21 protein-coding genes are annotated in these 24,426 nt (G+C 59.2%); 11 read left to right on the top strand and 10 right to left on the bottom strand.

Features of this window, described 5'->3' with window-relative positions; genetic code table 11:
- Nucleotides 1-52: 52 nt before the first annotated feature.
- The 8 genes from prmA to ACWKV9_RS21745 all read left to right on the top strand — a co-directional run bounded on the left by prmA (nt 53) and on the right by ACWKV9_RS21745 (nt 10,729).
- Nucleotides 53-931, top strand: a complete 879-nt coding sequence (gene prmA / locus ACWKV9_RS21780) for a 50S ribosomal protein L11 methyltransferase (RefSeq protein WP_483838167.1) — start codon at nt 53-55, stop codon at nt 929-931.
- A gap of 57 nt (nt 932-988) precedes the next feature.
- Nucleotides 989-2,458: a DUF3426 domain-containing protein gene (locus tag ACWKV9_RS21775; RefSeq protein ID WP_483838166.1), complete on the top strand. Its 1,470-nt coding sequence runs from the start codon at nt 989-991 to the stop codon at nt 2,456-2,458.
- 271 nt (nt 2,459-2,729) lie between these two features.
- Complete coding sequence (gene dusB / locus ACWKV9_RS21770; protein WP_483838165.1) at nt 2,730-3,743, top strand: tRNA dihydrouridine synthase DusB; 1,014 nt, start codon at nt 2,730-2,732, stop codon at nt 3,741-3,743.
- Nucleotides 3,740-4,060: a DNA-binding transcriptional regulator Fis gene (fis, locus tag ACWKV9_RS21765; protein WP_007907419.1), complete on the top strand. Its 321-nt coding sequence runs from the start codon at nt 3,740-3,742 to the stop codon at nt 4,058-4,060. Before dusB ends, fis begins: the two co-directional genes overlap by 4 nt.
- 80 nt (nt 4,061-4,140) lie before the next feature.
- On the top strand, nt 4,141-5,748 hold the full coding sequence (gene purH / locus ACWKV9_RS21760; protein ID WP_483838164.1) for a bifunctional phosphoribosylaminoimidazolecarboxamide formyltransferase/IMP cyclohydrolase: 1,608 nt from the start codon (nt 4,141-4,143) through the stop codon (nt 5,746-5,748).
- 144 nt (nt 5,749-5,892) lie between these two features.
- Nucleotides 5,893-7,188, top strand: a complete 1,296-nt coding sequence (gene purD / locus ACWKV9_RS21755) for a phosphoribosylamine--glycine ligase (protein WP_483838163.1) — start codon at nt 5,893-5,895, stop codon at nt 7,186-7,188.
- 90 nt (nt 7,189-7,278) lie between these two features.
- Nucleotides 7,279-10,068, top strand: a complete 2,790-nt coding sequence (locus ACWKV9_RS21750) for a hybrid sensor histidine kinase/response regulator (protein WP_483838162.1) — start codon at nt 7,279-7,281, stop codon at nt 10,066-10,068.
- 64 nt (nt 10,069-10,132) lie between these two features.
- Nucleotides 10,133-10,729 (top strand): MarC family protein, encoded by a 597-nt coding sequence (locus ACWKV9_RS21745; protein WP_483838161.1) that lies wholly within the window; start codon nt 10,133-10,135, stop codon nt 10,727-10,729.
- A 21-nt stretch (nt 10,730-10,750) separates the two neighbouring features.
- On the opposite strand, the gene ACWKV9_RS21740 is transcribed toward ACWKV9_RS21745, so the two are convergent.
- The 7 genes from ACWKV9_RS21740 to cobG form a co-directional block, all read right to left on the bottom strand.
- Entirely contained in the window at nt 10,751-11,395 is a 645-nt protein-coding gene (locus ACWKV9_RS21740) for a hypothetical protein (RefSeq protein ID WP_483838160.1), read from the bottom strand.
- On the bottom strand, nt 11,385-12,119 hold the full coding sequence (locus tag ACWKV9_RS21735) for a hypothetical protein (RefSeq protein ID WP_483838159.1): 735 nt from the start codon (nt 12,117-12,119) through the stop codon (nt 11,385-11,387). The genes ACWKV9_RS21740 and ACWKV9_RS21735 overlap by 11 nt, the downstream gene beginning before the upstream one ends.
- A gap of 56 nt (nt 12,120-12,175) precedes the next feature.
- Nucleotides 12,176-13,000: a hypothetical protein gene (locus ACWKV9_RS21730; protein ID WP_483838158.1), complete on the bottom strand. Its 825-nt coding sequence runs from the start codon at nt 12,998-13,000 to the stop codon at nt 12,176-12,178.
- A 354-nt stretch (nt 13,001-13,354) separates the two neighbouring features.
- The gene (gene cobJ, locus ACWKV9_RS21725) at nt 13,355-15,085 is read right to left on the bottom strand and encodes a precorrin-3B C(17)-methyltransferase (protein WP_483838157.1); all 1,731 of its coding nucleotides are present in this window, start codon (nt 15,083-15,085) and stop codon (nt 13,355-13,357) included.
- Nucleotides 15,085-15,816: a precorrin-2 C(20)-methyltransferase gene (locus ACWKV9_RS21720; RefSeq protein WP_483838201.1), complete on the bottom strand. Its 732-nt coding sequence runs from the start codon at nt 15,814-15,816 to the stop codon at nt 15,085-15,087. Before ACWKV9_RS21720 ends, cobJ begins: the two co-directional genes overlap by 1 nt.
- Nucleotides 15,816-16,442 (bottom strand): precorrin-8X methylmutase, encoded by a 627-nt coding sequence (locus tag ACWKV9_RS21715; protein ID WP_483838156.1) that lies wholly within the window; start codon nt 16,440-16,442, stop codon nt 15,816-15,818. The genes ACWKV9_RS21720 and ACWKV9_RS21715 overlap by 1 nt, the downstream gene beginning before the upstream one ends.
- On the bottom strand, nt 16,435-17,778 hold the full coding sequence (gene cobG, locus ACWKV9_RS21710; protein ID WP_483838155.1) for a precorrin-3B synthase: 1,344 nt from the start codon (nt 17,776-17,778) through the stop codon (nt 16,435-16,437). The genes ACWKV9_RS21715 and cobG overlap by 8 nt, the downstream gene beginning before the upstream one ends.
- 128 nt (nt 17,779-17,906) lie before the next feature.
- On the opposite strand from cobG, the gene cbiE reads away from it, so the two are divergent.
- From cbiE to ACWKV9_RS21695, 3 genes are read left to right on the top strand one after another with little or no spacing between them, the layout of a single operon-like run.
- Nucleotides 17,907-19,109, top strand: coding sequence for a precorrin-6y C5,15-methyltransferase (decarboxylating) subunit CbiE (gene cbiE, locus ACWKV9_RS21705; RefSeq protein WP_483838154.1), 1,203 nt, complete (start codon nt 17,907-17,909; stop codon nt 19,107-19,109).
- On the top strand, nt 19,109-20,206 hold the full coding sequence (locus tag ACWKV9_RS21700) for a cobalt-precorrin-5B (C(1))-methyltransferase (protein WP_483838153.1): 1,098 nt from the start codon (nt 19,109-19,111) through the stop codon (nt 20,204-20,206). Before cbiE ends, ACWKV9_RS21700 begins: the two co-directional genes overlap by 1 nt.
- On the top strand, nt 20,203-20,946 hold the full coding sequence (locus ACWKV9_RS21695) for a cobalt-precorrin-6A reductase (RefSeq protein WP_483838152.1): 744 nt from the start codon (nt 20,203-20,205) through the stop codon (nt 20,944-20,946). The genes ACWKV9_RS21700 and ACWKV9_RS21695 overlap by 4 nt, the downstream gene beginning before the upstream one ends.
- 8 nt (nt 20,947-20,954) lie before the next feature.
- On the opposite strand, the gene ACWKV9_RS21690 is transcribed toward ACWKV9_RS21695, so the two are convergent.
- The 3 genes from ACWKV9_RS21690 to ACWKV9_RS21680 all read right to left on the bottom strand — a co-directional run bounded on the left by ACWKV9_RS21690 (nt 20,955) and on the right by ACWKV9_RS21680 (nt 24,400).
- Nucleotides 20,955-21,845: a LysR family transcriptional regulator gene (locus tag ACWKV9_RS21690; RefSeq protein WP_483838151.1), complete on the bottom strand. Its 891-nt coding sequence runs from the start codon at nt 21,843-21,845 to the stop codon at nt 20,955-20,957.
- Nucleotides 21,846-22,112: 267 nt separating this feature from the next.
- Nucleotides 22,113-22,865, bottom strand: coding sequence for a maleate cis-trans isomerase family protein (locus ACWKV9_RS21685; protein ID WP_483838150.1), 753 nt, complete (start codon nt 22,863-22,865; stop codon nt 22,113-22,115).
- Nucleotides 22,866-22,999: 134 nt separating this feature from the next.
- Entirely contained in the window at nt 23,000-24,400 is a 1,401-nt protein-coding gene (locus ACWKV9_RS21680) for an MFS transporter (protein WP_483838149.1), read from the bottom strand.
- Nucleotides 24,401-24,426: the final 26 nt, after the last annotated feature.

Here is a 24,426-nt window from a genome sequence, read left to right as displayed (position 1 = left end):
TCTTTCGCGGCATCGGGCCGCCACTCAATTTTTTACTCGAAGGTAATCCGCCATGCCTTGGCTGCAAGTCCGTCTCGCCATCAGCCCAGAACAAGCCGAAACCTACGAAGACGCCTTTCTCGAAGTCGGCGCCGTGTCCGTGACCTTCATGGACGCTGAAGATCAGCCGATTTTCGAACCCGAACTCAACACCACGCCGCTGTGGTCGCACACCCATCTGCTCGCCCTTTTCGAAGCCGACACCAACGCCGATCAGGTCCTCGCTCACCTGCAATTGCTCACCGGCGCCGAGTTGCCAGAGCACATGCACGAAGTGATCGAAGATCAGGACTGGGAGCGCAGCTGGATGGACAACTTCCAGCCGATGCGTTTTGGTCAGCGCCTGTGGATCGTGCCGAGCTGGCACGCGGCGCCGGAGCCTGAAGCGGTTAACCTGCTGCTCGATCCGGGTCTGGCATTTGGCACCGGGACCCACCCCACTACCGCACTGTGCCTGGAATGGCTCGACGGCCAGGACCTCAAAGACAGCAACGTGCTGGATTTCGGGTGTGGCTCGGGAATTCTTGCCATTGCCGCCTTGCTGCTGGGTGCAAAACAAGCAGTCGGAACCGACATAGACGTGCAGGCGCTTGAGGCCTCCCGTGACAACGCCGGTCGCAACAACATCGCGCCAGAACGCTTTCCACTGTACCTTCCGCAAGACCTGCCGCCTGAGCAGGCCGACGTGCTTGTGGCTAATATTCTTGCAGGTCCACTGGTGTCTTTGGCGCCACAGTTGGCGACGCTGGTAAAAACCGGTGGCCGTCTGGCGCTGTCCGGTATTCTTGCCGAGCAAGGTGAGGATGTGGCTGCCGCGTATGCCAAGACGTTTGACCTTGATCCGATCGCGAATCGGGACGGCTGGGTGCGCATTACTGGCCGCCGTCGTTAACGGCCAGCACCGTCGTCAATTACCCTTAGGCGCTCGCTTGAACCCCCGGATACCCGCATGACCGATAGTTTCGTCACTCAGTGCCCGCACTGCCAGACCAGTTTTCGTGTCAGCCACGCTCAGTTGAGCGTGGCCCGTGGCGTGGTTCGCTGCGGCTCGTGCCTGCAGGTGTTCAATGCAGCCAAGCAATTGCTGGAACAGCGCGCCGCAGCCCCTCAGGTCCCGGCAACTGTAACGACAGGGCAAGAAACACCCGCTTCGATTGCCTTGCCCACAGAACAGCCAAGTGCCTTGCCGGTACTGGCTGCCCCGCAGCCAACTCCCGCAATCCAGTCAGAACCAGCGCCAGCCTCGCCTGCCGAACCCAAGCCGCCCAGCGTCAACACTCAAACGCGGTCACTGGATCTCGACAGCCTGGATCTGGACGATCTTGACGTCGAGCTCGCACGCCTTGAACAGCGCGAAATCCAGCTGCCCGAGACATTCGGGCGAGACCGGAACAAACAGGATATCGATCACCTTTCGCCCATGAGCGCCCATCGCGGCGACGCCGATACGGCCCATGATCACTGGAACGAAGCACTGACCAACGATGACGTCGAGCAGTTGCCCGAGCTCAAGGCTCAAGTCATCGATGAGCGTGACGACGATGCACTTCTGGAAACGCCTTTCGAACCAGACGACCACCACGATTTCAAACGTGATGACAATCGCACGGAGCCTTCGTTTTCCTCGACACCAGATGACTTCAACGACGCGCCCATCAAGCGAACCCGCTTCACCGAGCGCGATGCGAAAGACCCGCTCGACGTCAACAACGGCCGCGAGTTCGATCATCGGCACGACGATGACGAAGAACTTGGCCTGAGCAAATCTCAACGCTTCTCCGCCCTCGACGGCGAGGCTCGCGTGGAGCCTGAGGACGAACCACCGCAATCATTACCCCGTAACCAGCGCAGTCGTAATGAGCCTGGATTGCGGGACGAAGCGCTGCGCGACCTGATGGACGACCCACTGCAACTGGACTGGCAAAAACCCAAGCCACGCTGGGGACGGCGCGTGTTGTGGCTGCTGTTATTGCTGATCGCGCTGGGGGCCCTTGCGGGCCAGTACGTGTGGTATCACTTCGATGAGCTCGCGCGGCAGGATCAGTATCGATCACTGATCGAGGAGATTTGCCCGCAGGTTGGGTGCAAGGTGCCAGCTAAAGTCGACATCAAGCTGCTCAAAAGCAGCAATCTGGTGGTGCGCAGCCATCCCGAGTTTCAAGGCGCACTGGTGGTCGACGCTATCATCTATAACCGCGCCTCGTTTCCCCAACCCTTCCCTGTACTGGAATTGAAATTCGCCGACGCCGGTGGTCAGTCCGTTGCCAATCGTCGGTTCAAACCAGCCGAATATTTGAGCGGCGAGATGGCAGGCAAGGACGAAATGCCGCCGCAGACACCTATCCATATTGCGCTGGACGTCCTGGACCCTGGCACAAAAGCCGTGAATTACAGTTTGAGTTTTCGCTCGCCAGAGTAAAAACCGCGCCCGCCCGGCAGAGGGCCAGCGCACTGCAATGCAGCACACTGCCGCCGAAAAGACGACGACAGTTTTATGACATCGCACGTAGCAACCGAACTGTTTGCCATAACAAATCAACTGTTCAGATTTTATCCAATTCAGCCTTTATCCAGTCATCGAGAGCGGGTATCATGCCCACCCTTTTTCATACTCTGGGTCCCGGCTGAATTGCCCAAGAAGCATTTTTCAGACCAGACCTCGTGATTCGGCCCCACAACAGGCACACCCTATGTCGGCGGTACGCATCGGTCCATATACATTGCAAAACGGCTTGATCCTCGCCCCGATGGCGGGAGTCACCGACCAACCCTTTCGCCAGCTTTGTCGCCAACTCGGCGCAGGCCTGGTGGTCTCGGAAATGGTCACCAGTGACATGAGCCTGTGGAACAGTCGCAAATCGCGACTGCGCATGATCCACGAAGGTGATCCCGAGCCGCGCTCAGTGCAAATCGCCGGTGGTGATCCGCAAATGCTCGCAGACGCCGCACGCGCAAACGTTGAACTTGGCGCACAGATTATCGACATCAACATGGGATGCCCGGCCAAGAAGGTCTGCAACAAGGCCGCCGGCTCCGCGTTGTTGAAGGACGAACAGTTAGTGACCGAAATCCTGCAGGCCGTCGTTGGTGCAGTCGATGTACCGGTCACGCTGAAGATTCGCACCGGCTGGGACCGGGCGAACAAAAATGGTCTCACGGTCGCCAAAATCGCCGAGCAGGCGGGCATAACGGCGCTGGCGGTACATGGCAGAACCCGTGCAGATCTGTACACCGGGGAAGCGGAGTACGACACGATTGCCGCTATCAAGCAGGCGGTGTCGATTCCGGTGTTCGCCAATGGCGACATTGATTCACCCGAAAAGGCCCGGCACGTGCTGCATGCGACCGGCGCAGACGGGCTGTTGATTGGCCGGGCCGCCCAAGGGCGACCCTGGATTTTTCGCGAGATAGAACACTACCTGCGCACCGGGGAAAAACTACCTGCACCGCAGCTCAGTGAAGTGGAACGCATTCTGCTAGAGCATCTGGCTGCGCTTCACATTTTCTATGGCGATGTGCTGGGCGTGCGGATTGCGCGCAAGCATGTCGGCTGGTATCTCGCAACCTTGCCGGGCGCCAGGGAGTTTCGCGCCCAGTTCAATCGTTTGGAAGATACGGAAGCACAGTGCGCCAACGTTCGGGAGTTCTTCCTTGAACGAGATAAAAGCCCGGATGCAGGGGACGAACAAGAGGTGGCCGCATGACGATGATGACAGAGACTTTAGTGAGTGGAACGACACCCGTGAGCGACAACGTAAATTTGAAACAGCACCTCAACACGCCGAGCGAAGAGGGTCAAACCCTGCGCGGCAGCGTTGAGAAAGCGCTGCACAATTATTTTGCTCACCTTGAGGGTGCTGCTGTCACTGACGTCTACAACCTGGTGCTCTCGGAAGTCGAAGCCCCGTTGCTCGAGTGCGTGATGAACTACGTCAAGGGCAACCAGACGAAGGCTTCCGAGCTGCTCGGGCTGAACCGAGGCACGTTGCGCAAGAAACTCAAGCAGTACGATCTGCTGTAAGCATTCAAAACAGAAAAGCGACCTCAGTCCCCTGCGGTCGTTTTTTTTGCTGACCCTTTTTGCTTTTGATGGAAGTTGAGATGACCGACCAGACTACCCGCCTGCCGATCCGCCGCGCCTTGATCAGCGTTTCCGACAAGACCGGGATCCTTGAATTCGCCCGCGAACTCGAAGCCCTCGGCGTCGAAATTCTGTCCACCGGCGGCACCTTCAAGCTGCTCAAGGACAACGGCGTCGCTGCGGTAGAAGTCGCGGATTACACCGGCTTTGCGGAAATGATGGACGGTCGGGTCAAGACCCTGCACCCGAAAATCCACGGCGGCATCCTCGGCCGTCGTGGCATCGACGACGCGATCATGAGCGAACACGGCATCAAGCCGATCGACTTGGTGGCAGTCAATCTCTACCCTTTCGAAGCCACTGTTTCCAAACCTGGCTGCGATCTGCCGACCGCCATCGAAAACATCGACATCGGCGGCCCGACCATGGTCCGTTCTGCTGCCAAGAATCACAAAGACGTGGCCATCGTGGTTAACGCAGGCGACTACGCGCAAGTGCTTGAAGGCCTGAAAGCGGGCGGCCTGACCTACGCTCAGCGCTTCGACCTGATGCTCAAAGCGTTCGAACACACCGCCGCCTACGACGGCATGATTGCCAACTACCTCGGCAGCGTCGACCAGACCGCCGAGACCTTGAGCACTGAAGGCCGCAGCCAGTTCCCGCGCACCTTCAACAGCCAGTTCGTGAAAGCACAGGAAATGCGCTACGGCGAGAACCCGCACCAGAGCGCGGCGTTCTACGTTGAAGCCAAGCCAGCCGAAGTCGGCATTGCTACTGCCACCCAACTGCAAGGCAAAGAACTGTCGTTCAACAACGTGGCCGACACCGACGCCGCACTTGAGTGTGTTAAGAGCTTCGTCAAACCTGCCTGCGTCATCGTCAAACACGCCAACCCGTGCGGCGTGGCGGTTGCGCTGGATGCCGAAGGCGGCATTCGTCAGGCGTACGAACTGGCTTACGCCACCGACAGCGAATCGGCCTTTGGCGGCATCATCGCATTCAACCGCGAACTGGACGCTGAAACAGCCAAGGCCATCGTCGAGCGTCAGTTCGTCGAGGTCATCATTGCGCCGAGCGTCAGCGCTGAAGCTCAGGCTGTCATCGCCACCAAAACCAACGTTCGTCTGTTGACCACCGGCCAATGGGCCGCCGAGCGCGGCGCGGCGTGGGACTACAAACGGGTCAACGGTGGCTTGCTGGTTCAGAGCCGCGATATCGGCATGATCAGCGCCGATGACCTTAAAGTCGTCACTCAACGTGCGCCGACCGAACAGGAAATCCATGACCTGATCTTCGCCTGGAAAGTCGCCAAATACGTTAAATCCAACGCCATTGTCTACGCCAAGAATCGCCAGAGCATCGGTGTCGGCGCAGGTCAGATGAGCCGCGTTAACTCGGCGCGCATCGCCGCCATCAAGGCAGAACATGCAGGTTTGCAGGTGCAGGGCGCAGTCATGGCCTCGGACGCGTTCTTCCCGTTCCGTGACGGTATCGACAACGCCGCCAAGGTGGGCATCACTGCGGTGATCCAGCCAGGCGGTTCGATGCGTGATGCGGAAGTAATTGCAGCGGCCGACGAAGCCGGCATCGCCATGGTGTTCACCGGGATGCGCCACTTTAGGCACTGAGTGCCTGATCCCCTGTAGGAGCGAACTTGTTCGCGAGACGGATTCCTGTGTACGCAGGACCACCGCTTCGCCAACAAGTTGGCTCCTACAGAACAGGGTCGCAAGCCGATCCCACACAGAATTAGCGTCATCGAGGTTTTTGAAATGAACGTATTGATCATCGGCAGCGGTGGCCGTGAACACGCACTAGCCTGGAAAGTTGCACAGGACCCACGCGTGCAGAAGGTATTCGTTGCTCCTGGTAACGCAGGTTCGGCCACGGAAGCGAAGTGCGAGAACGTTGACATCGACGTGCTGGCACTGGAGCAACTGGCTGATTTCGCCGAGAAGAACGTGTCCCTGACCATCGTCGGCCCGGAAGTGCCGTTGGTGGCGGGTGTGGTTGATTTGTTCCGCTCTCGTGGCCTGGACTGCTTCGGCCCGACCGCCGCAGCTGCGCAACTGGAAGGTTCGAAAGCATTCACCAAGGACTTCCTGGCGCGTCACAAGATCCCGACTGCCGATTATCAGAACTTCACCGAGATCGAGCCAGCGCTGGCGTACCTGCGCGAAAAAGGCGCACCGATCGTGATCAAGGCCGACGGTCTGGCCGCAGGCAAAGGCGTCATCGTCGCCATGACGCTGGGCGAAGCCGAAGATGCCGTGCGTGACATGCTTGCTGGCAACGCTTTTGGCGACGCCGGTTCACGCGTAGTGATCGAAGAATTCCTTGACGGCGAAGAAGCCAGTTTCATCGTCATGGTTGACGGCAAGAACGTTCTGCCAATGGCCACTAGTCAGGACCACAAGCGCGTCGGCGACGGCGACAGCGGACCAAATACCGGCGGCATGGGTGCTTATTCCCCGGCGCCGGTGGTCACCGCCGAGGTTCATCAGCGGGTCATGGACCTGGTCATATGGCCGACCGTCCGAGGCATGGCTGAGGAAGGCAACATTTATACCGGCTTCCTCTATGCTGGTCTCATGATCGACAAGGCAGGCAACCCGAAGGTTATCGAGTTCAACTGCCGCTTTGGCGACCCGGAAACCCAGCCGGTCATGCTGCGTTTGCAGTCGAGTCTGGTTTTGCTGGTTGAAGCCGCCCTTGCGCAGGCGCTGGACAAGGTTGAAGCCCAATGGGACCCGCGTCCGAGCCTTGGCATTGTGCTGGCGGCAGGCGGATACCCAGGCGACTACGCTAAAGGCACGGTAATTGAGGGGCTGGACGCAGCGGCCGCCTTGCCCGGCAAGGTGTTCCACGCTGGCACGGCGCTCAAGGATGGTCAGGTCGTGACGTCGGGCGGTCGAGTGTTGTGCGCGACAGCGTTGGGCGACACTGTTGGCGATGCACAGAAACAGGCTTACGCATTGGCTGCAAAGATTGATTGGGAAGGTTGTTTCTATCGTACCGACATTGGCTACCGTGCCATTGCTCGTGAAAACGGTGGGAACCTGGAATAAGGCTGCTCGGACAGGCATTTGCGGTAAATGCCTGTCTGAACTCCCAGTGCCGCCGAGAGTTAATGGCTTCATTCACGAAGGGATTTCGCCGTGCGCTGGCTCAGGATTGCCACAGGATTGATCGTCACACTGCTGACCTTGCTCTGCACGCCCATGGCGTACGCCGAGGTCAGTGCAGGATGGTCGACGCTCGTCGACGATCAGGCCAATCTGCAACTCAGCGATGTCCGCTCCTCCCGTTACGAAACTCAGTTCAGCCCAGTCCAGCTCGATCAAGTGCGCGCTGCCAATCGCGAAGCCGCACTCTGGCTGCATTATCAAATGCCGCCAACCACTCACGAACAATTGTTGCGCATCTTTGCGCCAGATCTTGCCACCGTCGACATGTACGTCCTCGACGGCCAACACCTGATTGACCACTCGCGCACCGGCAACGATGTGCCGCGAAACGCTCAACCGCTGCCCTCCGTCGATTTCCTTCTGCCCATACCGCAAAGCAATCGCCCGCTGGATATTTACCTGCGACTGAAATCCGAACAGGAACTGCGCCCCAACATTTCGCTGCAGCCAGCCATCACGGCAGCCGCCGACGAGCGCCAGCCCCTTCTGCTGGGGCTGTTCTTCGGCTCGTTGGCCATGCTGATCCTGCAAAACATTACCCGCTTCGCCCAAACCCGTTCCACAAGCAGTCTTTGGCTGGCCGCTTGTGAGGCGTGTCTGGGCCTGAGCGCCATGCTGCTGTTGAATCTTCAGGCGCCATGGCTTACCCACTGGCATATCGCCCAAACGCCGAGCGCGCACATCGCGTTGCTGATGGCGGCGGCAACCGGGCTGCTATTCGCCCATTGTTTCTTCGTGCAACGCGGCGTCGAAGCATTGAACCGGTTACTGATGGGTTCGCTGTTGGTCATCGGGTTCGGCGCCCTGCTGGTGCTGTTCGTCGACACCCTCCCGCTCAACGTTCTGACCTTTTTGTTGGTGGCCTGCACCACCCTCACTATCACGCTGGTATCCATTTATCACCTGCAAAAAGGCTACGCACCGGCGCGCCCATTCGTCATCGCGATGATCGTCTTCAACCTGGGATGCCTGGTGATTCTTCCCGCTCTGCTCTGGTTGACCAGCATCCCGGCGCAAACGCTGATCATCGGCCTGCTGGCAGTCTTCTGTCTGTGCGGCTTGTTGATGAGCATTGCCCTGAGCGAACGCCATCGCAGCATCACCGAAGACAACTTCAGCATCAGTCGCGAACTGGCCGCGAGCACTGCCGAGATCAACGCCAAGGCCGAGTTTCTGGCCAAGATCAGCCACGAAATTCGCACGCCCATGAACGGCGTGCTGGGCATGACGGAGTTGCTGCTGGGCACACCGCTCTCCGTGAAACAACGTGATTACGTGCAAACCATTCACAGCGCGGGCAACGAGCTGCTGACGTTGATCAACGAGATTCTCGACATCTCCAAGCTTGAGTCCGGGCAGATCGAACTGGACGACGTGCAGTTCGATCTCAACGCCATGATCGAAGACTGCCTGAGTATCTTCCGCGCCAAAGCCGAGCAGCAAAGTGTCGAACTGATCAGCTTCATCCAGCCGCAAGTACCACGCGTGATCAGCGGCGACCCGACGCGCCTGCGCCAGACTCTGCTGAGCCTGCTGGAAAACGCCCTAAAGAAGACTGATGAAGGCGAGATCTTGCTGGTGGTGGCGTTGGATTCTCGTGGTGGGAAACCGCGTCTGCGCATCGCCGTACAGGACAGTGGCTCGCCGCTCACACCCAAAGAGCGCGATGCCTTGCTCCACGCCGAGCTGCACAGCAAGAATTTCCTGGCCGCGAGCAAGGTTGGCGGCCACCTCGGGCTGGTCATTGCACGGCAGCTAATCCTGTTGATGAATGGCGAGTTCGGCATTCAAAGCGGCAGCAATCAGGGCAGCACACTGTGGCTGAGCTTGCCGCTGGACCCCGATCGTCTGGAGCAACCGACCGCAGACCTGGACGGCCCGCTCAAAGGCGCTCGGGTGTTGGTGGTCGATGACAACGACACCTGCCGTAAAGTATTGGTGCAGCAATGCAGCGCCTGGGGCCTGAATGTCAGCGCCGTACCGTCGGGCAAGGAGGCGCTGGCGCTGCTGCGTACCAAAGCTCATTTGCGTGATTACTTCGACATCGTCCTGCTTGATCAGAACATGCCCGGCATGACCGGCATGCAACTGGCGGCCAAGATCAAGGAAGACCCAAGCCTCAACCACGACATCCTGTTGATCATGCTGACGGGCATCAGCAATGCGCCGAGCAAAGTCATCGCGCGCAATGCGGGGATCAAACGCATTCTGGCCAAGCCAGTAGCCGGATACACGTTGAAGACCACGCTGGCCGATGAGCTGAATCAACGTAACAAAGGCCAGTCGCCCTACCTGCCGGCTACCGTCATGAATCCTGAAATCAACGTGCCGAGTGACTTCCGCATTCTGGTGGCCGAAGACAACAGCATTTCCACCAAAGTGATTCGCGGCATGCTGGGCAAGCTCAACCTGCAGCCTGACACCGCCAGCAACGGCGAAGAAGCGCTGCGTGCTATGAAAGCCCAGCGTTACGACCTGGTGCTGATGGATTGTGAGATGCCGATTCTCGATGGATTTTCAGCGACGCAGCAATTGCGGGCCTGGGAAGTGGGCAATCAGCGGATTCGTACGCCTGTCGTAGCCCTTACCGCGCACATTCTTACAGAGCATAAGGACCGCGCCCGACAGTCCGGCATGGACGGACACATGGCCAAGCCGGTCGAACTGTCGCAGCTGCGTGAACTGGTGGAGTACTGGGTCGAGCAGCGTGCGCTCAGTCAGGCCAACGCCGCTGACCGCGATCGCTACCAGCAAAACTGACCTTCCAGGTGCGCGGCGCCTGATAGACTTCCCTCGTCCATGACTGCTGCCGCGAGCCCATACCATGCTCCACGTGTTGTTCAGCGTTTATTTGAAGATGCTGGTGCTGTATAGCCCGTTCTTTGTTTTGTCCTGCTTCATCAGCCTGACCCGCGGTTACTCTCGCAAGGAGCGGCGCCACCTCGCTTGGAAGGTTGCGCTTGCCACGCTGATCTCCAGCGTCCTGCTGTATCTGTTTGGCAGAGTGATTTTCAGCGTATTTGGCATCACCGCCGACGCCTTCAGAATTGGCGCCGGCAGCGTGCTGTTCATCTCGGCGCTAGCGATGGCGCAAGGCAAATCAGCGGTCCAGACCGATAACGTTCAACAAGACGTCACCATCGTACCGCTGACCATCCCGTTGACCGTCGGCCCCGGCACCATCGGCGCGCTGTTGGTAATGGGTGTCAGCCAGCCGCACTGGGACGACAAGCTAACCGCTATCGTCAGCATCGCACTCGCGAGCCTGACTGTCGGCGTCGTGCTCTACCTGTCCAACAGCATCGAACGGATCCTCGGCGATCAGGGCCTGCAGATCGCCAGCCGCCTGATGGGGCTGTTTGTATGCGCGCTTGCCGCGCAGATTATCTTCACGGGGATTAAAGGCTATCTGGTGCCTTAAGCCTGCGAGCAGGTCCAAGCCTTACAGGGTGAAAACTTCAAGATTTTTTAGCCCATTGCCAGTCAGATAGCCTCGGATCTTGTCCCGATATGGCGCATAGCCTTGTGCGCTGAAGCGGAACGAGGCGCCATTGGAGCGCACAGTCATGTCCCCGCTCAGGGCTTGCCAAAAGAACGGAGAATGGCTGACGGCAGTGGTTGTCATCTGTAGCCCGCAGACCAAGATGGTCACCCCGCCTGCTTCGTCAATCTGGCAGGGTACGACTTGAAAACTCTCCGAACGCCCAGCACTGAACCACGAACTGAAAAATGTCTTCGCGTGTTCGCTTTCCAGAAGCTTCTCCAACGATGAGTTCATCAACGCGCGCAATTGAGGCGATGTGGCGGTGCCTCTTGAGGCAAGGGGTAGATTGCGCAGATCACGCAGCCGCTTGATCTTCAGATTCATGGGGTCGATGGCCCCGTTCAAAGGGCTGCCGTTCTGATAAATGACCCGCTGATACTGCTCGATCCAGGGCCTCCAGGCTGCACGCTTTTGATGCTTCTTGTCGGCAGACAATTGCGCGTACAGCAGGCAGTCAAGAATGTCCTCACGTAGAGGCTGATCAATGCTGGCACCAAAGGACAGCACACTGTCACCAAACAATATTGCGCCGTCACTGGCCATCGGCTGTCTCCCGCAACGGGCTGATAAGCGCCTCGCGCCTGCTGACCAGTGCCGCCGAAATCAGAGAACGATTACGGCTAAATTCCTGCTCCTGATTACGCAGCGCATAAAATGTCAGTTCGATATCCCCCCACAGGTTATGCGCGGCGATCGGTTGGAACATGAAATCAGGTTCCAGCGGCATGAGACTGGTGAAGCTGACCCCGATCATGCACAGCGCGGAATCCGGACTTAGAAACCCCAACTGCAGAGACACATTAGTCTTGCACGCAGTGTGGCCGTGTTGATCCTGATCACCAGAAAGGCTCGAAGAAAGAGGCGTACGTTGCTGCACCTGATCTGCATATAGCCGGATCGCGGATTGATCAGGGTCCGTCAGATAACAATGCCGGATCTGTGCTTGCGCCGACATCAGTACCTCGGCGGGAATAAATGACGGCAGGTCAGCTTTTATCCAGTCCCACAGTGTGCGCGGCCCGATATCAGGCGGCGTCTGCCTGAGGTTCACGTTGCCTTTCAACTGCCAGCCAAACGCGATGCTCGCTCGGACAAACGTATCGTCCCACTGCGCGAACTCAGTAAAACGCGAATGTTTTTTCGAGGCAGCAAGTTGCATGTACAACGTCGAGTTCAAAGCATCTTCTTTATCTTGTTGTGTGCAGGTAGCCGGAATAAACAACAGACACCCGGCGCACACCACAGCCTCATCTTTTCCATGATTCATGGTCATCATCCTTGTAGAACTTCAAGATCGGGGATGCTTGGCACCCCCGAAGCTTTTTAGATTTCGAACTCTTCAATCGCTGTTAAGCCACGGCCTCCCAGTTTCTTCTGAACCGCCTCACGAAGTGTCGAGTAGTGACGAGCATTTAGCGCAAGTCCATCTCCCTCTTTATAGGTTTCAACATCGGTATGATTCCATTCCCAGAACAGGACGTTCGTAACATCGACACGCGCTGCAAAGCTGACGACAGCCAGCACCACAGTGACGGTGCCGTCTTCAGATTCGTTGCAAGTGACGATACGAACACTTCCACCGTGACTGGATTTCGACTGACGCTCGAACAGACGCAACGGCTTATCGCTGACTTTGAGCGCCTCAACGGTGTCGGCTGCCACTTTTAGCATGGCGACCGATGCAGTAGCCGGCATTGTCGCCGCAGCGATAATCGAGCTGATAACTTCAAGCCCTGCCTGTTCCATAGTGAAACGTTGGGCGGTAGCGCTGGACTCTTCGTAATTCCAGTTGGTCGAGACCCAGCCCAATACGGTCAGGACTTCGGTGTATTTGTCGTACCACTGTTTGCGGTGGGTCTTCTGATTAAACGCCTTGTTGGCCGCCAGGGACGCGAACAGAAAACTGTCCATAATGTCTTCTTTGTTCTGACGGCTCATGCCCTGGGTGAATGCAAGGATATTGCCTTCCACCACCGCCCCTGTCGCTCTAAGCTCGTCGTCCGAAGGCAGGATCGGTGAACTTGTTTCTGCAGAACGTCTTACGCGCTTGGCAGGAGCGTCGACACTATCAAACTGCTCATCCGCCAGTTCAGTCGCTTCGATGTAATCAATAAGTTCGATGTGGCCCATGTCCATTTCCTGTTTCATCTTTAATCCTTTAATTGAATGTCCTTGATGGACACACAGGAGACTAACGAAGTTTGTTGTGGCGTGCTGGCGTCGCCCAGGTATCTGAAAACACAATTGTGCGGATAAATAATCCACGCAACTTCTTCGGCTCAATAAAGATCAGGAACATCAGACTCGCCACGATCCCCATACCAATGGGCTCTTGGGCAATTCCGCGCCCAGAACGGGAAAAGGACCACTCGTTGTGTCGTGACGGTGCTCACTTGTCACACGATGTGGCAGGAGTTATTCCTGCCGGGCCTCAACCTGAAAGCGATGCACTCTCAGGAGTTTCTTCGGTAACAGGGAGAAATCTCCGACGGCCCCTTAGCATCAAGCTGTAGGTTTGGCCCCGTACCAGCGAGGTGTGTAGACCCATGCCCGACCATCGGCCCGCGCAAAGGAGCAGGTCAACGATGAACCGATCAGCACCATCGTGCGCATATCAACTTGCTCGGGATTCAGCTCACCCAAGGTGAGCACCCGCAACGATTGACCCGGACGACCGATATCGCGCCCCAGTGTCACCACCGTTTCGGGCTTGCGATGCAAACGCACGATCTCCAGCGCACGCCCCAGTTGCCACGGCCGCGAGCGTGAAATCGGGTTGTAGAACGCCAGCGCCAGATCAGCCTGGCAGGCCAGATCCAGACGTTTTTCAATGATGTCCCAAGGCTTGAGGTTGTCCGACAAAGACATCACGCAGAAGTCGTGACCCAGAGGGGCCCCTGCTTGTGCAGCGGTCGCCAGCGAAGCCGAGACCCCCGGCAGGATTTCCAGCTCGACGGCGTGCCAAGTGGCGTTTTCCGACTCATGGAGCGCTTCGAGTACCGCTGCTGCCATGGCGAACACGCCAGGGTCCCCAGAAGATACGACGACAACGGAGCGCCCCTGCGCCGCCAACTCAAAAGCATGCCGCGCGCGCTGCATTTCTTCGCGGTTGTCGGTGCAGTGCAACACCTGGTCAGGGCGAAATGGCCCGGCCATACGCACGTAGGTTTCATAACCGAGCACATCATTGGCACGTTCAAGCTCGGCCTTAACGACAGGGATCATGTAATCCCGCGCGCCAGGGCCGAGACCGATGACCGCCAGCCGCCCTCGCCCACGTCCGATCTGATCGACATCCAAAGGCTGCGGCGCCACGACGATTGCAATGCCTGCAACGTCAATGATCGGCGGCGGCAGTTGCGGCAAGGCGCGCTGAGCCAGTTCGGCCACATCAGGCGAAGCATCGACAAAGCGCAGAGGCACATTCAACTGAGCCGCCGCCGCATGCAGGCCGGGGTTGGCCATGTCGGTTTCACTGACCACCAGACACGCGAGGGACTGAATCGCAATCCGCGCGTCGTGCAATGCAGCACGCACAGCGCTTGCCAATTCAGGCACTGACGCGTCTACGGCCACCAATACGTTACGCGGGTAGATCAGCAGCTCATGCGGGGAAGGTTCGCGCTCGGCGTTGCCCACATGAATCGCCAACTGCGCGCCATCGTCCTCCGGCAGTTGCGCCTGATCCAGCCACGGGGCGGCACCTTCAATGCGTACGCTTTCGCCAGCTAGCAAATCCGAGACGAAACGCTTGCCCAGTTCAAGATCGCCCAGTGCGTAACCGGAGGGCGGATTAAGCAGACAGGTGCCAAAACGCAATTCGCCGCTCGTAGTAATTGCCGGAGCGACCTCAAGGCCCGCCGCAATCTCGCGGGCCATGACGTTGACGCCGCCCAGCCCGCCGAGCAATGGCACCACCGCACTGCCATCCTCCGCGACCGCCAAAACTGGAGGCTCAGCGCCTTTTTCCAGCAACAGCGGCGCCAGCGTGCGGATGACAATACCGGCCGCGCACAGCGCAATGATCGGTGTGTCCTGTTGGTACAACTGACGCAGCGTGGCGCCGAATTCGTTGTAACTGCGATCGGCGCCTTCGACGCGCTCAGACAGGCCATAAATCAAAGCATCAGGGTAAAGCCGTTGAATCCGCCGCGCCGTTTCCAGCGCGCCTTTGCCCAAGATGACAATTGCCGGTGCTTTCGGCGAGCCGCCGTTGAAAGTAGAAGTGCTCATCAGCCCTGCCACCGTTCGCCCGGCACAATGATCAGCGAGAAATAAGGGGATGACATCGGATCGACTTCAGCCAACGGCACGATTTTCTGATTGGCCATGGTCGCGCGCTCGACGTACAGGGCGCGGTCAGCCAGACCGGTTTCCATCAGCACCTGACGCACTTTCGGCAGATTGCGCCCCAGTTTCATGATCACCGCCGCATCGGCATCCACCAGCTTGCGTTTGAGCTCTTCAGCCGACAGCACGCCCGACAGCACCGATAAACTCTGATTGCGATAAACCAGCGGCGCACCCAGCACCGACGCGCCACCGAGCATCGAGCACACGCCCGGAATGACTTGTGCTTCGTAGCGCTCGGCCAAGCGATCATGCAGATACATATAGGAGCCGTAAAACATCGGGTCGCCTTCGCAGATCACCGCCACGTCGCGTCCGGCGTCCAAGTGCGCGGCGAGATCGGCGCTGCAGGTGTCGTAGAAATCGCTGATCACCTGCTCGTAGGACATCGGCGCCGGCAGCGCTTCAGTGGTCACCGGATAAATCAGCGGCATCAGTGTTTGCGCGTCCTGCAAATGCGCTTCAATGATGCCGAAGGCGTTGCCCTTCTTGCCCTTGGCCACGAAATACGCCACCACGGGGGATTCGCGCAGCAGGCGCAGGGCCTTGACGGTGATCAGTTCCGGATCGCCAGGGCCTACGCCCAAGCCAATCAATCGACCGCGAGGCTGCATCATTCGACCTCCGTAGCCAGCGCGTTGACCGCTGCTGCGGCCATGGCGCTGCCGCCGAGACGGCCTTGCATGATCACGTACGGCACGCCCCGACTGTCAGCGGCGAGCATGTCTTTTGATTCGGCAGCGCCAACGAATCCAACCGGAAACCCGAGGATCAACGCAGGTTTCGGCGCGCCTGCATCAAGCATTTCCAGCAGATAAAACAGCGCGGTCGGCGCGTTGCCGATGACCACAACGCTGCCTTCCAGGTGCGGCCGCCACAGCTCAAGCGCCGCAGCAGAGCGGGTGTTGCCCAGCTCACGGGCCAGGTCCGGCACGCTGCTGTCGCGCAGGGTGCAGATCACCTGATTGTTGGCAGGCAAACGCGTGCGCGTTACGCCTTCGGACACCATCCGCGCGTCGCACAGGATCGGCGCACCGGCGGCCAACGCGTCACGCCCGGCCTTGCCCGCACCCGGCGAGTAGCGCAATCCGGCGATGGCGTCGACCATGCCGCAGGCGTGAATCACCCGCACGGCGAGTTTTTCCAGGTCGGCCGGGATCGTGTCGAGTTTGGCTTCGGCACGAATGATCGCGAAGGAGTTGCGATAAATCTCCTGACCGTCGCGGATGTAATCAATCATCGGTGTTGCTCCGTGAGTCGGCGTTCAACTGCGCGCCGACTGCTTCAATAGTGAGGTCACGCCCACGCAACTCGCCGAAACCCGGCTGATCTGCGTGGCGAAAATAGAGGTCGTAATGGCCAGCGGACACGGCGAGCAGGGTCACCGGCGCTATGTGCGCGGCGGCACAGGAACGCAGGCAACCGGTCAGGTGAACCGGTTGGCTTGAACGCAGACAACCCGCCAGCTTGAAAGCGTCGGCCTTGGTATCCGCCAGACCTTTTGCGCAGGCGGCAGAGCCGGTACAGGCGATCATCTGCGCCAGCGGCTGGTCGGCGCTGACGATCAAACCTGCGTCCTGCAAACCGCTGAGCGCTTGGTCAGTATCTTGAACGGCAACGTTGCGCAGCAGCAGGCTTTGCCAAGGCGTCATCGTCAACGTGCCGTCGCCCAGTTGCTCGGCGAGGTGCGCCGCGTGGGCCAGCATCGATGGACTGAGACGCCCAAGAGGGACCACAGCACCAACCGCCACAAGACCATTTTCGGCCTGTGGATAAATGCCGATATGGCTGTTTGGTTTCGTCAGATGACGGCGCCAAGTAGTGATGGTCTGATCAGTTCGCAACGGTTTTTTCAGCCGAGCCGACAACTGCTGGATGAATGTCTGGATCGGCATGTGCGCCAGCAAATGACGCATCCTGGTTTGCTCAGGACGGGCTGATGTGAGAAACAGCTCAAGCACCGCGATCACCAGTTCATGGGCCTGATCCAGCGGCACTGCGCCAACAGGCGAATCATTCGCGGGGCAACCTGCCAGACCAAACGCCAGCAGCGTTTCGCTCTCGACCTTTACCGCCGACAGCCACAGATCATGGGGGTGCTCGAGCATCACCAGCCCTTCGCCGCCGTCCAGCGACAGCGCGAATTTGGGCGACAAGTCGTTAAAGCCAGGGTGGTTTTCCAGCGAATTCAGGATTAGCCGGGCCAGCGGTCGCGTGTCGATCAGCTGCTGCGGATCGACCCCTGCGGTGGGACTGAGCATCAGGTTACGCACGTCATCGCTGGCCGGATTGCTCGGGCCCAGCCCGGCATCGAGCATCGTGGCGATCAAACCCTTCTGATCAGCGCCGATCCCGCGAATCTGCAGATTGCCGCGGTTGGTCGCCTCGATCACGCCACTCGCGTAGCGCTCGGCGGCGCCCGCCACAGCATTGGCCTGAGCTGCTGTGATCACGCCCCCCGCGAGCTTGATCCGGCAGATCCCGCCATCCAGCGCCGGGACGATACGCAACAACCCCGGACAGGCCGAGGGGCGTAAAGGCGTGGAAAGTGGGCGAGCGGATAGCGGCTCGGTCAATGGTTCACCTGATCTGAGGCTGGATGGAAACGTGAAGAAACACTTGTCCCCCGTGGGCGCGGTATTATGCCTGCTTTGTCCGCAGGCATGAAAAGCCGGTCTGTCGGAAGTTCGATTGAGGAAAGTGCATGTCGCCGTGGCTGACAGTCGTGGGAATCGGTGAAGACGGCTACAAGGGGCTGGGAAAGAACGCACGCCACGCGCTGTTAAAAGCGCAGCTAGTGTTCGGCAGCTCGCGTCAGCTGGCCCTTTTGCCGCCGTGCATTCAGGCAGCGCGGCGTCATTGGCCGAGCCCGTTTTCGCTGAGCGCAGTGCTTGAACAGCGCGGCGCACCGGTCTGCGTGCTGGCCAGCGGTGATCCCATGCTGTTCGGCGTGGGCGTGAGCCTGACGCGTCAGGTGCCGTTCGAGGAAATGCTCGTGCATCCGGCGCCCTCTTCCTTTTCATTGGCGGCGGCGCGCATGGGTTGGGCATTGCAGGATGTGGTCACGCTGTCTGTCGTCGCGCGTCCACTGGCGGCGCTGAATGCCCAGTTTCACCACGGCGTGCGTTTGCTGGTGCTGAGCAATGACGGCACAAGCCCTGCCGGGATTGCAGGCCTGCTGCGCGAGCGCGGTTTTGGCCCCAGCCACATGAGCGTGCTGGAACATCTGGGGGGCGATGCCGAAAGACGCGTCGACGGCATCGCCAGCGAATGGGCCAATCCAGAAATTGCTGCCTTGAATCTGGTCGCCATCGACTGCCGCGCAGACGCTAACGCGCTGCGGCTCTCGACCCTGGCTGGTCTGCCAGACGAAGCCTTCGAGCACGACGGCCAACTGACCAAACGCGACATCCGCGCCATGACCCTAGCCCGCCTTGCGCCCAAGCCGGGCGAGCTGCTGTGGGACGTCGGCGCCGGTTGCGGCTCCATTGGCATCGAGTGGATGCGCGCGCACCCGACCTGTCGCGCGCTGGCGATCGAGGCCGATGAGGGCCGTCAGCAACTGATCGAATTCAACCGCGATGCGCTAGGCGTTCCGGGACTGCAACTGGTGCGTGGTACTGCGCCCCAGGCGTTGTCAGATTTGGAAGCCCCCGACGCGATCTTCATTGGCGGCGGCGTCACCCGGCCCGGCGTGCTGGACACCTGTTGGCAAAACCTGCGGTCAGGCGGTCGTTTGATCGCCAACGCCGTAACGCTGCAAAGCGAGGCTGCGCTGGTCAACTGGCGCGAAATCCACGGCGGCGAGCTGACGCGCATTCATCTGGCCCACGCCAAACCCTTGGGCGATTTCGACACCTGGCGTCAGGCATTGCCGATTACGATGCTGGAAACGGTAAAGCCCTGATGCGCGAAGAAACCGCCGAACAACCTGCGCCGCTGCGAAGCGGTTTGACCACTGGCAGTTGCGTTACAGCAACCAGTCTGGCCGCAGCGCGCTTGTTGCTCGGCGGCGAAACCAACGATGCGGTGCAGATCGTCCTGCCCAAGGGCAAGCAGGTGCAGATGCGCCTGGAGTTTTGCCGTTTGATCGCAGACGGCGCCGAAGCCGGAACGATCAAGGACGCAGGGGATGATCCCGATGTCACCCACGGCGCCTTGGTGTTTGCGCAGGTCCGGCTGATGGCCGAGAAAGGTGTGAAGTTTTTGGCAGGCCCCGGTGTAGGAACCGTTACCCGCCCAGGGCTGGTTCTAGGTGTCGGCGAGCCAGCCATCAACCCCGTGCCGCGCAAGATGATCATTGAGCATTTGGGTGGGCTGGCCGAAGAGTTAGGGTATCAGGGCGGTTTCGAAGTGACCGCCTGCGTCGAAAACGGCGGCGAGCTGGCACTCAAGACTATGAATCCCCGGCTGGGCATTCTCGGCGGCCTGTCGATTCTGGGCACCAGCGGCATCGTCCGGCCGTTTTCCTGTGCGGCCTACATCGCGTCCATTCATCAGGGCATCGACGTCGCGAAAACCAACGGTTATCTGCACATCGCCGCCTGCACCGGCAACGCCAGCGAAGACACTATGCGCGCGGTGTACGGCATCCCCGACATCGCTTTGATCGAGATGGGTGATTTTGTCGGCGCGGTACTCAAGCACTTGCGCAAAGTGCCGGTGGAAAAACTCAGTCTGTGCGGTGGTTTCGGCAAGATCAGCAAACTGGCGGCCGGCCATATGGATTTGCACAGCCGACATTCGAGCATCGACCTGCCGCAACTGGCGCGGTGGGCCGCAGACGTGGGCGCTGATGCTGCGCTGCAAGCGGCGATTGTGGGCGCCAACACCAGTCAGCAGGCGTTGGCGATGGCCGCTACTCAAGGGATCGCCTTGGGTGACGCGGTTTGTCAGCACGCGCTGGATTTCGCCCGTAGCGTGGTGCCTGCGCAGGTTCAGGTGGAGGTGTTCGCCATCGATCGACAAGGCGGCATCGTCGGGCGCGCGGGGGTTTCGGCATGAAGCGTTTGTTGCTGTTGGGCGGCGTGACTGAAGCACTGGCGATGGCGCGGCAATTGGGGCCGGAACATATTTACAGCCTGGCGGGCGTGGGACGGGTGCCGACGGATCTTGCGTGTCGGGTGCGAGTCGGCGGTTACGGCGGGGCTGAAGGGCTGGCGCAATTCGTGCGCGATGAGTGCATCGATTTGCTGGTGGACGCCACGCACCCGTATGCCGCGCAGATCAGCCAGAACGCTGCCACCGCCGCACAATCGGCGGGCATCCCGTGTTGGGCGTTGCGGCGTCCGGCTTGGGTGGCAAGTCCGGCGGATGACTGGCGCGAGGTAGAAAACTGGGACGAATTGATTGCCGCGCTGGCACCGTTCAAGCGCCCGTTGTTCACCTTGGGTCGCGAGCCGTTGCAGCATTTGCATGAGATCCCGGCGCATCAGTTCTGGACTCTCCGTGCGCTGGACGATTATCCCGGTAACGAGCGCTGCGAAGTGATTGGCGCGCGCGGGCCGTTTCTTCTGGAGGATGAGCGAGCTTTGTTTGCGCGGCGCGACATCGATGTGTTGATCAGCAAGAACAGCGGCAGCGGCGCGACCGAGCCCAAGCTGGAAGTGGCGCGCGAAAGCGGCGTCCCGGTATTGGTGTTGAAGCGCCCGGCATTGCCGATGGTGGATCGGGAGTTTTTTGGGGTCGAGGAATTACAACAGGCATTAACGGATTTACTGCCAGACACACCGCCTCGCGAATAAATTCGCTCCTACAGGGCGGGGGACGCCAAAAGGTGATCCACAAACAACGCCGCCGCCGTCGACAATCCTTCACGCGAGCGCACGCACAGCGTCAACTCGCGAGTGGCCCAGCCCTCATCCAGCGCAATCACCCGAGCGCCATCCATCTTGTAAATGCCGGCGCTGCCCAGGGGCATGATGCCGATGCCAACGCCTGCTTGCACCATCAGACACAGGGCGTCGTAACTCGACACTTCCATGCGGATTTTCAGTGAGCGACCGAGGTCGTTGGCGGCTTTGATCAGCTGAAAATTCAGGTGCGTGCCACTTCTGAGGGCGACGAATTCATAGTCCAGGGCGTCGCTGAACTTAATGCTTTCCCGATCAGCCAAGGGGTGGCCGTCAGGCACGAGCAATACCAGACGGTCGGTGCGGAACGGGAACACTTCAATGTCAGCGCCATGGGGCAAGCGGGTGAAGATGCCGACGTCGGCAAGGTTTTCAGCGACGGCTTTGGTAATGCCCAGGCTTTGCTGCTCTTCGAGCACGATGTTGATCAGCGGGTATTGGTCCATGAACGACTTGATCAGCGCGGGCATGAACTGGGTGACGGCGGAAATATTTGCCAGCACATGCACCGAGCCGCGACGGCCGTGGGAATAATCGCGCATCTGCACGACGATTTCGTTGAGGTTGTTCAGCGCACTGCGGGCCATGAATAGCAGCGACAGCCCGGCGTCGGTGGCAGTGATGCCTTTGTTGGTGCGGTTCAACAACTGAGCGTCGAGCAGCTCTTCGAGCTCACTGAGCCGCTTGCTCACCGCCGCTGCCGCAATGTGCTCGCGCTTGGCGGCTGCCGCGATAGTGCCCTCTTCGATGACGCTGACGAACAGGCGCAGTGAGACAGGATCGAGCTTCATTTAACGTACCGGGCGTGCTGACCAGAATGGCCGCCATCTTACCTCGGCTTTTGTAGGAGCGCGCTTGCCCGCGATAGCAGTGTGTCAGACAACAGATTTGTCGCAGACATACCGTTATCGCGGGCAAGCGCGCTCCTACAAATTGCGCCCGAACACACATCCTGTAGGAGCTGACGAGCAACGCGAGGCTGCGAAGCGATTCATCTGACACGCTGCAATCGCAGCCTCGCACGGGCTCGGCAGCTCCTACAAGGAAGTGCCTTCAGTTCAGTATTTACCCGACAGAAGATGCCCGGCATTCGGCACTTTGGCTTCCAGGCCCAGGGTTTTGAGGATTTGATAAACGGTAGCGACCGACGCCGACAAAACGGGTTTGTCGAGGCGATCCTGTACGACCTGGATTGCAGGCAGCGAAGGCATCTGCACGCAGCACGACAGCACAACGCCGTCAGCCTGTCCGATGTTCAACCGGTCCGCGTGGGCCACCAGATCCATCGGGTCCAGACGACCGACCGCCAGGTTGTCAGACACTTCCAGGCTGATGGAATCCACCACCTCGATCCCCGCCGCTTCGATGTAATCGATAACCTGTTGCGTCAGCGGCTTCATGTACGGGGTGATGATCGAAACTTTTTTGTAGTTCATCAGGTTCAGGCTGTCGATCAGTGCGCCCGCCGAGCTGAGCACCGGCGTCGGCGCCTGATTGTCCTGCACGGTTTTGCTCAGGCGGTCCTGGGAAACTTTGTGGTAACCCGCGCCCTGGCACATGATCGCCACCAGGCAGGCGTAGGCCATCACATCCACACGCGCATCACTCAATTCCAGCGCGCAGCGGTCGCTGTCGATGTCCATTTTTTTCAGCTCTTCAGGGCTGACTTTCATCATGCGCATGCGCGAAGAGTGGAAGGTGAAATGCTCTTCCGGGAACAGCGAGTAACGCGAAGTCAGCATCGCCGGAATTTCGGTCTCCATCGTGGTGTTGGAGCTGGGAACGATTTGGCCAATCCGAAAGTTTTTCATGTTCAGTCCTCTCACTTGGTCGAACGAATGTCATCTGCGACCGATGTTAGGCGTGAGGGCTGAAGCGGCATATCAGGCATTGGCGAGGTTGCCATCGCGTACGGCGATGGCAACCTCCAAAGCGTTGTAAAGAGTTATCCGCGAGAAAGCGCAGCGTCGGACGCCGAGCTCTGGGTGTGGTCCTCTACCTTATCGCCTGTTGCCAACATTGCTCGGGGGATCGACAGAATCAACGCGCCACTGACGAACAAACAGGCGCCAAGAACGTATGTCCCATTGTTGATGTTGCCGGTCAGGTTTTCTGCCACAGCGGTGATCATTGAACCGGTAAAGCCTGACAGATTGCCAATGGCGTTGATCATGCCAATCCCTGCTGCGGCCGCGACGCCTGACAGCACCGACCCTGGCAGGGTCCAGTAGATCGGCATCAGGCTGAGCACGCCGGAGGCCGAAACGCTGAGGAAGATAATCGACAGCACGACGTTGTTGGCGAAATAGGCGCTGAGGATCAACCCCACCCCACCAATGAAGGCCGGGATGGCCGCGTGCAAACGGCGCTCGCCGGTCTTGTTGGAATGACGTGCGTTGAGCGTCATGGCGATAACGGCAATGCCGTAAGGAATGGCGGTCAGCAGGCCAATGTCCAGCGGGTTGGAAATCCCGGCACTTTTGATGATCGAAGGCATCCAGAATGCCAAGCCGTAAAAGCCGGTGTTGAACGTCAGAAGAATCAGCACCAGCAGCCAGACACGACCGTTGAAAAACACCTCACGCAGGCTCGTCGCCTTGCCTTTGTTGTCGGTTTTCAGGTTGGCCTTGAGCATGGCCTTCTCAGCCGGTGACAACCATTTGGCTTTGTCGATGTTGTCGGCCAACAGGCAAATCACCACCACCGCCATTATCACTGAAGGGATGCCCTCGACGATCAGCATCCACTGCCAGCCTGCCATGCCGTGTACGCCTTGCATCTTGGTCATCAGCCAGCCGGACAAAACCCCGCCCAGCGTCAGACTGATCGGCATGGCCATCAGAAAACCCGACATCACCCGGCTTTGACGGCGAGTTGGGAACCAGTAGTTGAGGTACAGAATCACACCGGGGAAGAAACCCGCCTCGCAGATCCCGAGCAAGAACCGCAGGATGTAAAACATGGTTTCCGACTGGACGTGGAAAACACCAGCCAGCGGCACAGTGAAGGCCACGGCAATCGATACCACAGCCCAACTGAGCATGATGCGGGCGATCCAGAAGCGCGCGCCGAAGCGATGCAGCAACAGATTGCTCGGGACCTCAAACAAGAAATAACCCCAGAAAAACACGCTCGCGCCAAGGGCGTAGACGGTGTTGCTGAAGCCTAGGTCGTTGAGCATATCGAGCTTGGCAAAACCGATGTTCACACGGTCCAGATAGGCCGCCATGTAACACAGCAGCAGGACGGGGAGGATGCGCAGGATGACTTTGCGATAAGTCCGGTCTTCAAAGCCGGCGTCGCCCGCACCCGTGGCACCGGGTTGGCGCTGGGAAACAGTTTGCATGTGAGGGCCCCTAGGCACTGTGAGTG

This window comes from Pseudomonas corni, from assembly GCF_057128765.1.
The sequence above is the reverse complement of the archived record's forward strand: the minus strand, read 5'-3'. Positions and strand labels throughout refer to the sequence as shown.

Bases quoted from the DNA above. Each gene is read 5' to 3' on its own strand.
- ACWKV9_RS21735 (WP_483838159.1), bottom strand. From the start codon at position 12,119: ATGAATCATGGAAAAGATGAGGCTGTGGTGTGCGCCGGGTGTCTGTTG.
- ACWKV9_RS21685 (WP_483838150.1), bottom strand. From the start codon at position 22,865: ATGAAAAACTTTCGGATTGGCCAAATCGTTCCCAGCTCCAACACCACG.
- ACWKV9_RS21680 (WP_483838149.1), bottom strand. From the start codon at position 24,400: ATGCAAACTGTTTCCCAGCGCCAACCCGGTGCCACGGGTGCGGGCGAC.
- fis (WP_007907419.1), top strand. From the start codon at position 3,740: ATGACGATGATGACAGAGACTTTAGTGAGTGGAACGACACCCGTGAGC.
- ACWKV9_RS21715 (WP_483838156.1), bottom strand. From the start codon at position 16,442: ATGATTGATTACATCCGCGACGGTCAGGAGATTTATCGCAACTCCTTC.
- purD (WP_483838163.1), top strand. From the start codon at position 5,893: ATGAACGTATTGATCATCGGCAGCGGTGGCCGTGAACACGCACTAGCC.
- cbiE (WP_483838154.1), top strand. From the start codon at position 17,907: ATGTCGCCGTGGCTGACAGTCGTGGGAATCGGTGAAGACGGCTACAAG.
- purH (WP_483838164.1), top strand. From the start codon at position 4,141: ATGACCGACCAGACTACCCGCCTGCCGATCCGCCGCGCCTTGATCAGC.
- ACWKV9_RS21740 (WP_483838160.1), bottom strand. From the start codon at position 11,395: ATGGCCAGTGACGGCGCAATATTGTTTGGTGACAGTGTGCTGTCCTTT.
- ACWKV9_RS21690 (WP_483838151.1), bottom strand. From the start codon at position 21,845: ATGAAGCTCGATCCTGTCTCACTGCGCCTGTTCGTCAGCGTCATCGAA.
- ACWKV9_RS21700 (WP_483838153.1), top strand. From the start codon at position 19,109: ATGCGCGAAGAAACCGCCGAACAACCTGCGCCGCTGCGAAGCGGTTTG.
- ACWKV9_RS21720 (WP_483838201.1), bottom strand. From the start codon at position 15,816: ATGCAGCCTCGCGGTCGATTGATTGGCTTGGGCGTAGGCCCTGGCGAT.
- dusB (WP_483838165.1), top strand. From the start codon at position 2,730: ATGTCGGCGGTACGCATCGGTCCATATACATTGCAAAACGGCTTGATC.
- prmA (WP_483838167.1), top strand. From the start codon at position 53: ATGCCTTGGCTGCAAGTCCGTCTCGCCATCAGCCCAGAACAAGCCGAA.
- ACWKV9_RS21695 (WP_483838152.1), top strand. From the start codon at position 20,203: ATGAAGCGTTTGTTGCTGTTGGGCGGCGTGACTGAAGCACTGGCGATG.
- ACWKV9_RS21730 (WP_483838158.1), bottom strand. From the start codon at position 13,000: ATGAAACAGGAAATGGACATGGGCCACATCGAACTTATTGATTACATC.
- cobJ (WP_483838157.1), bottom strand. From the start codon at position 15,085: ATGAGCACTTCTACTTTCAACGGCGGCTCGCCGAAAGCACCGGCAATT.
- ACWKV9_RS21745 (WP_483838161.1), top strand. From the start codon at position 10,133: ATGCTCCACGTGTTGTTCAGCGTTTATTTGAAGATGCTGGTGCTGTAT.
- ACWKV9_RS21775 (WP_483838166.1), top strand. From the start codon at position 989: ATGACCGATAGTTTCGTCACTCAGTGCCCGCACTGCCAGACCAGTTTT.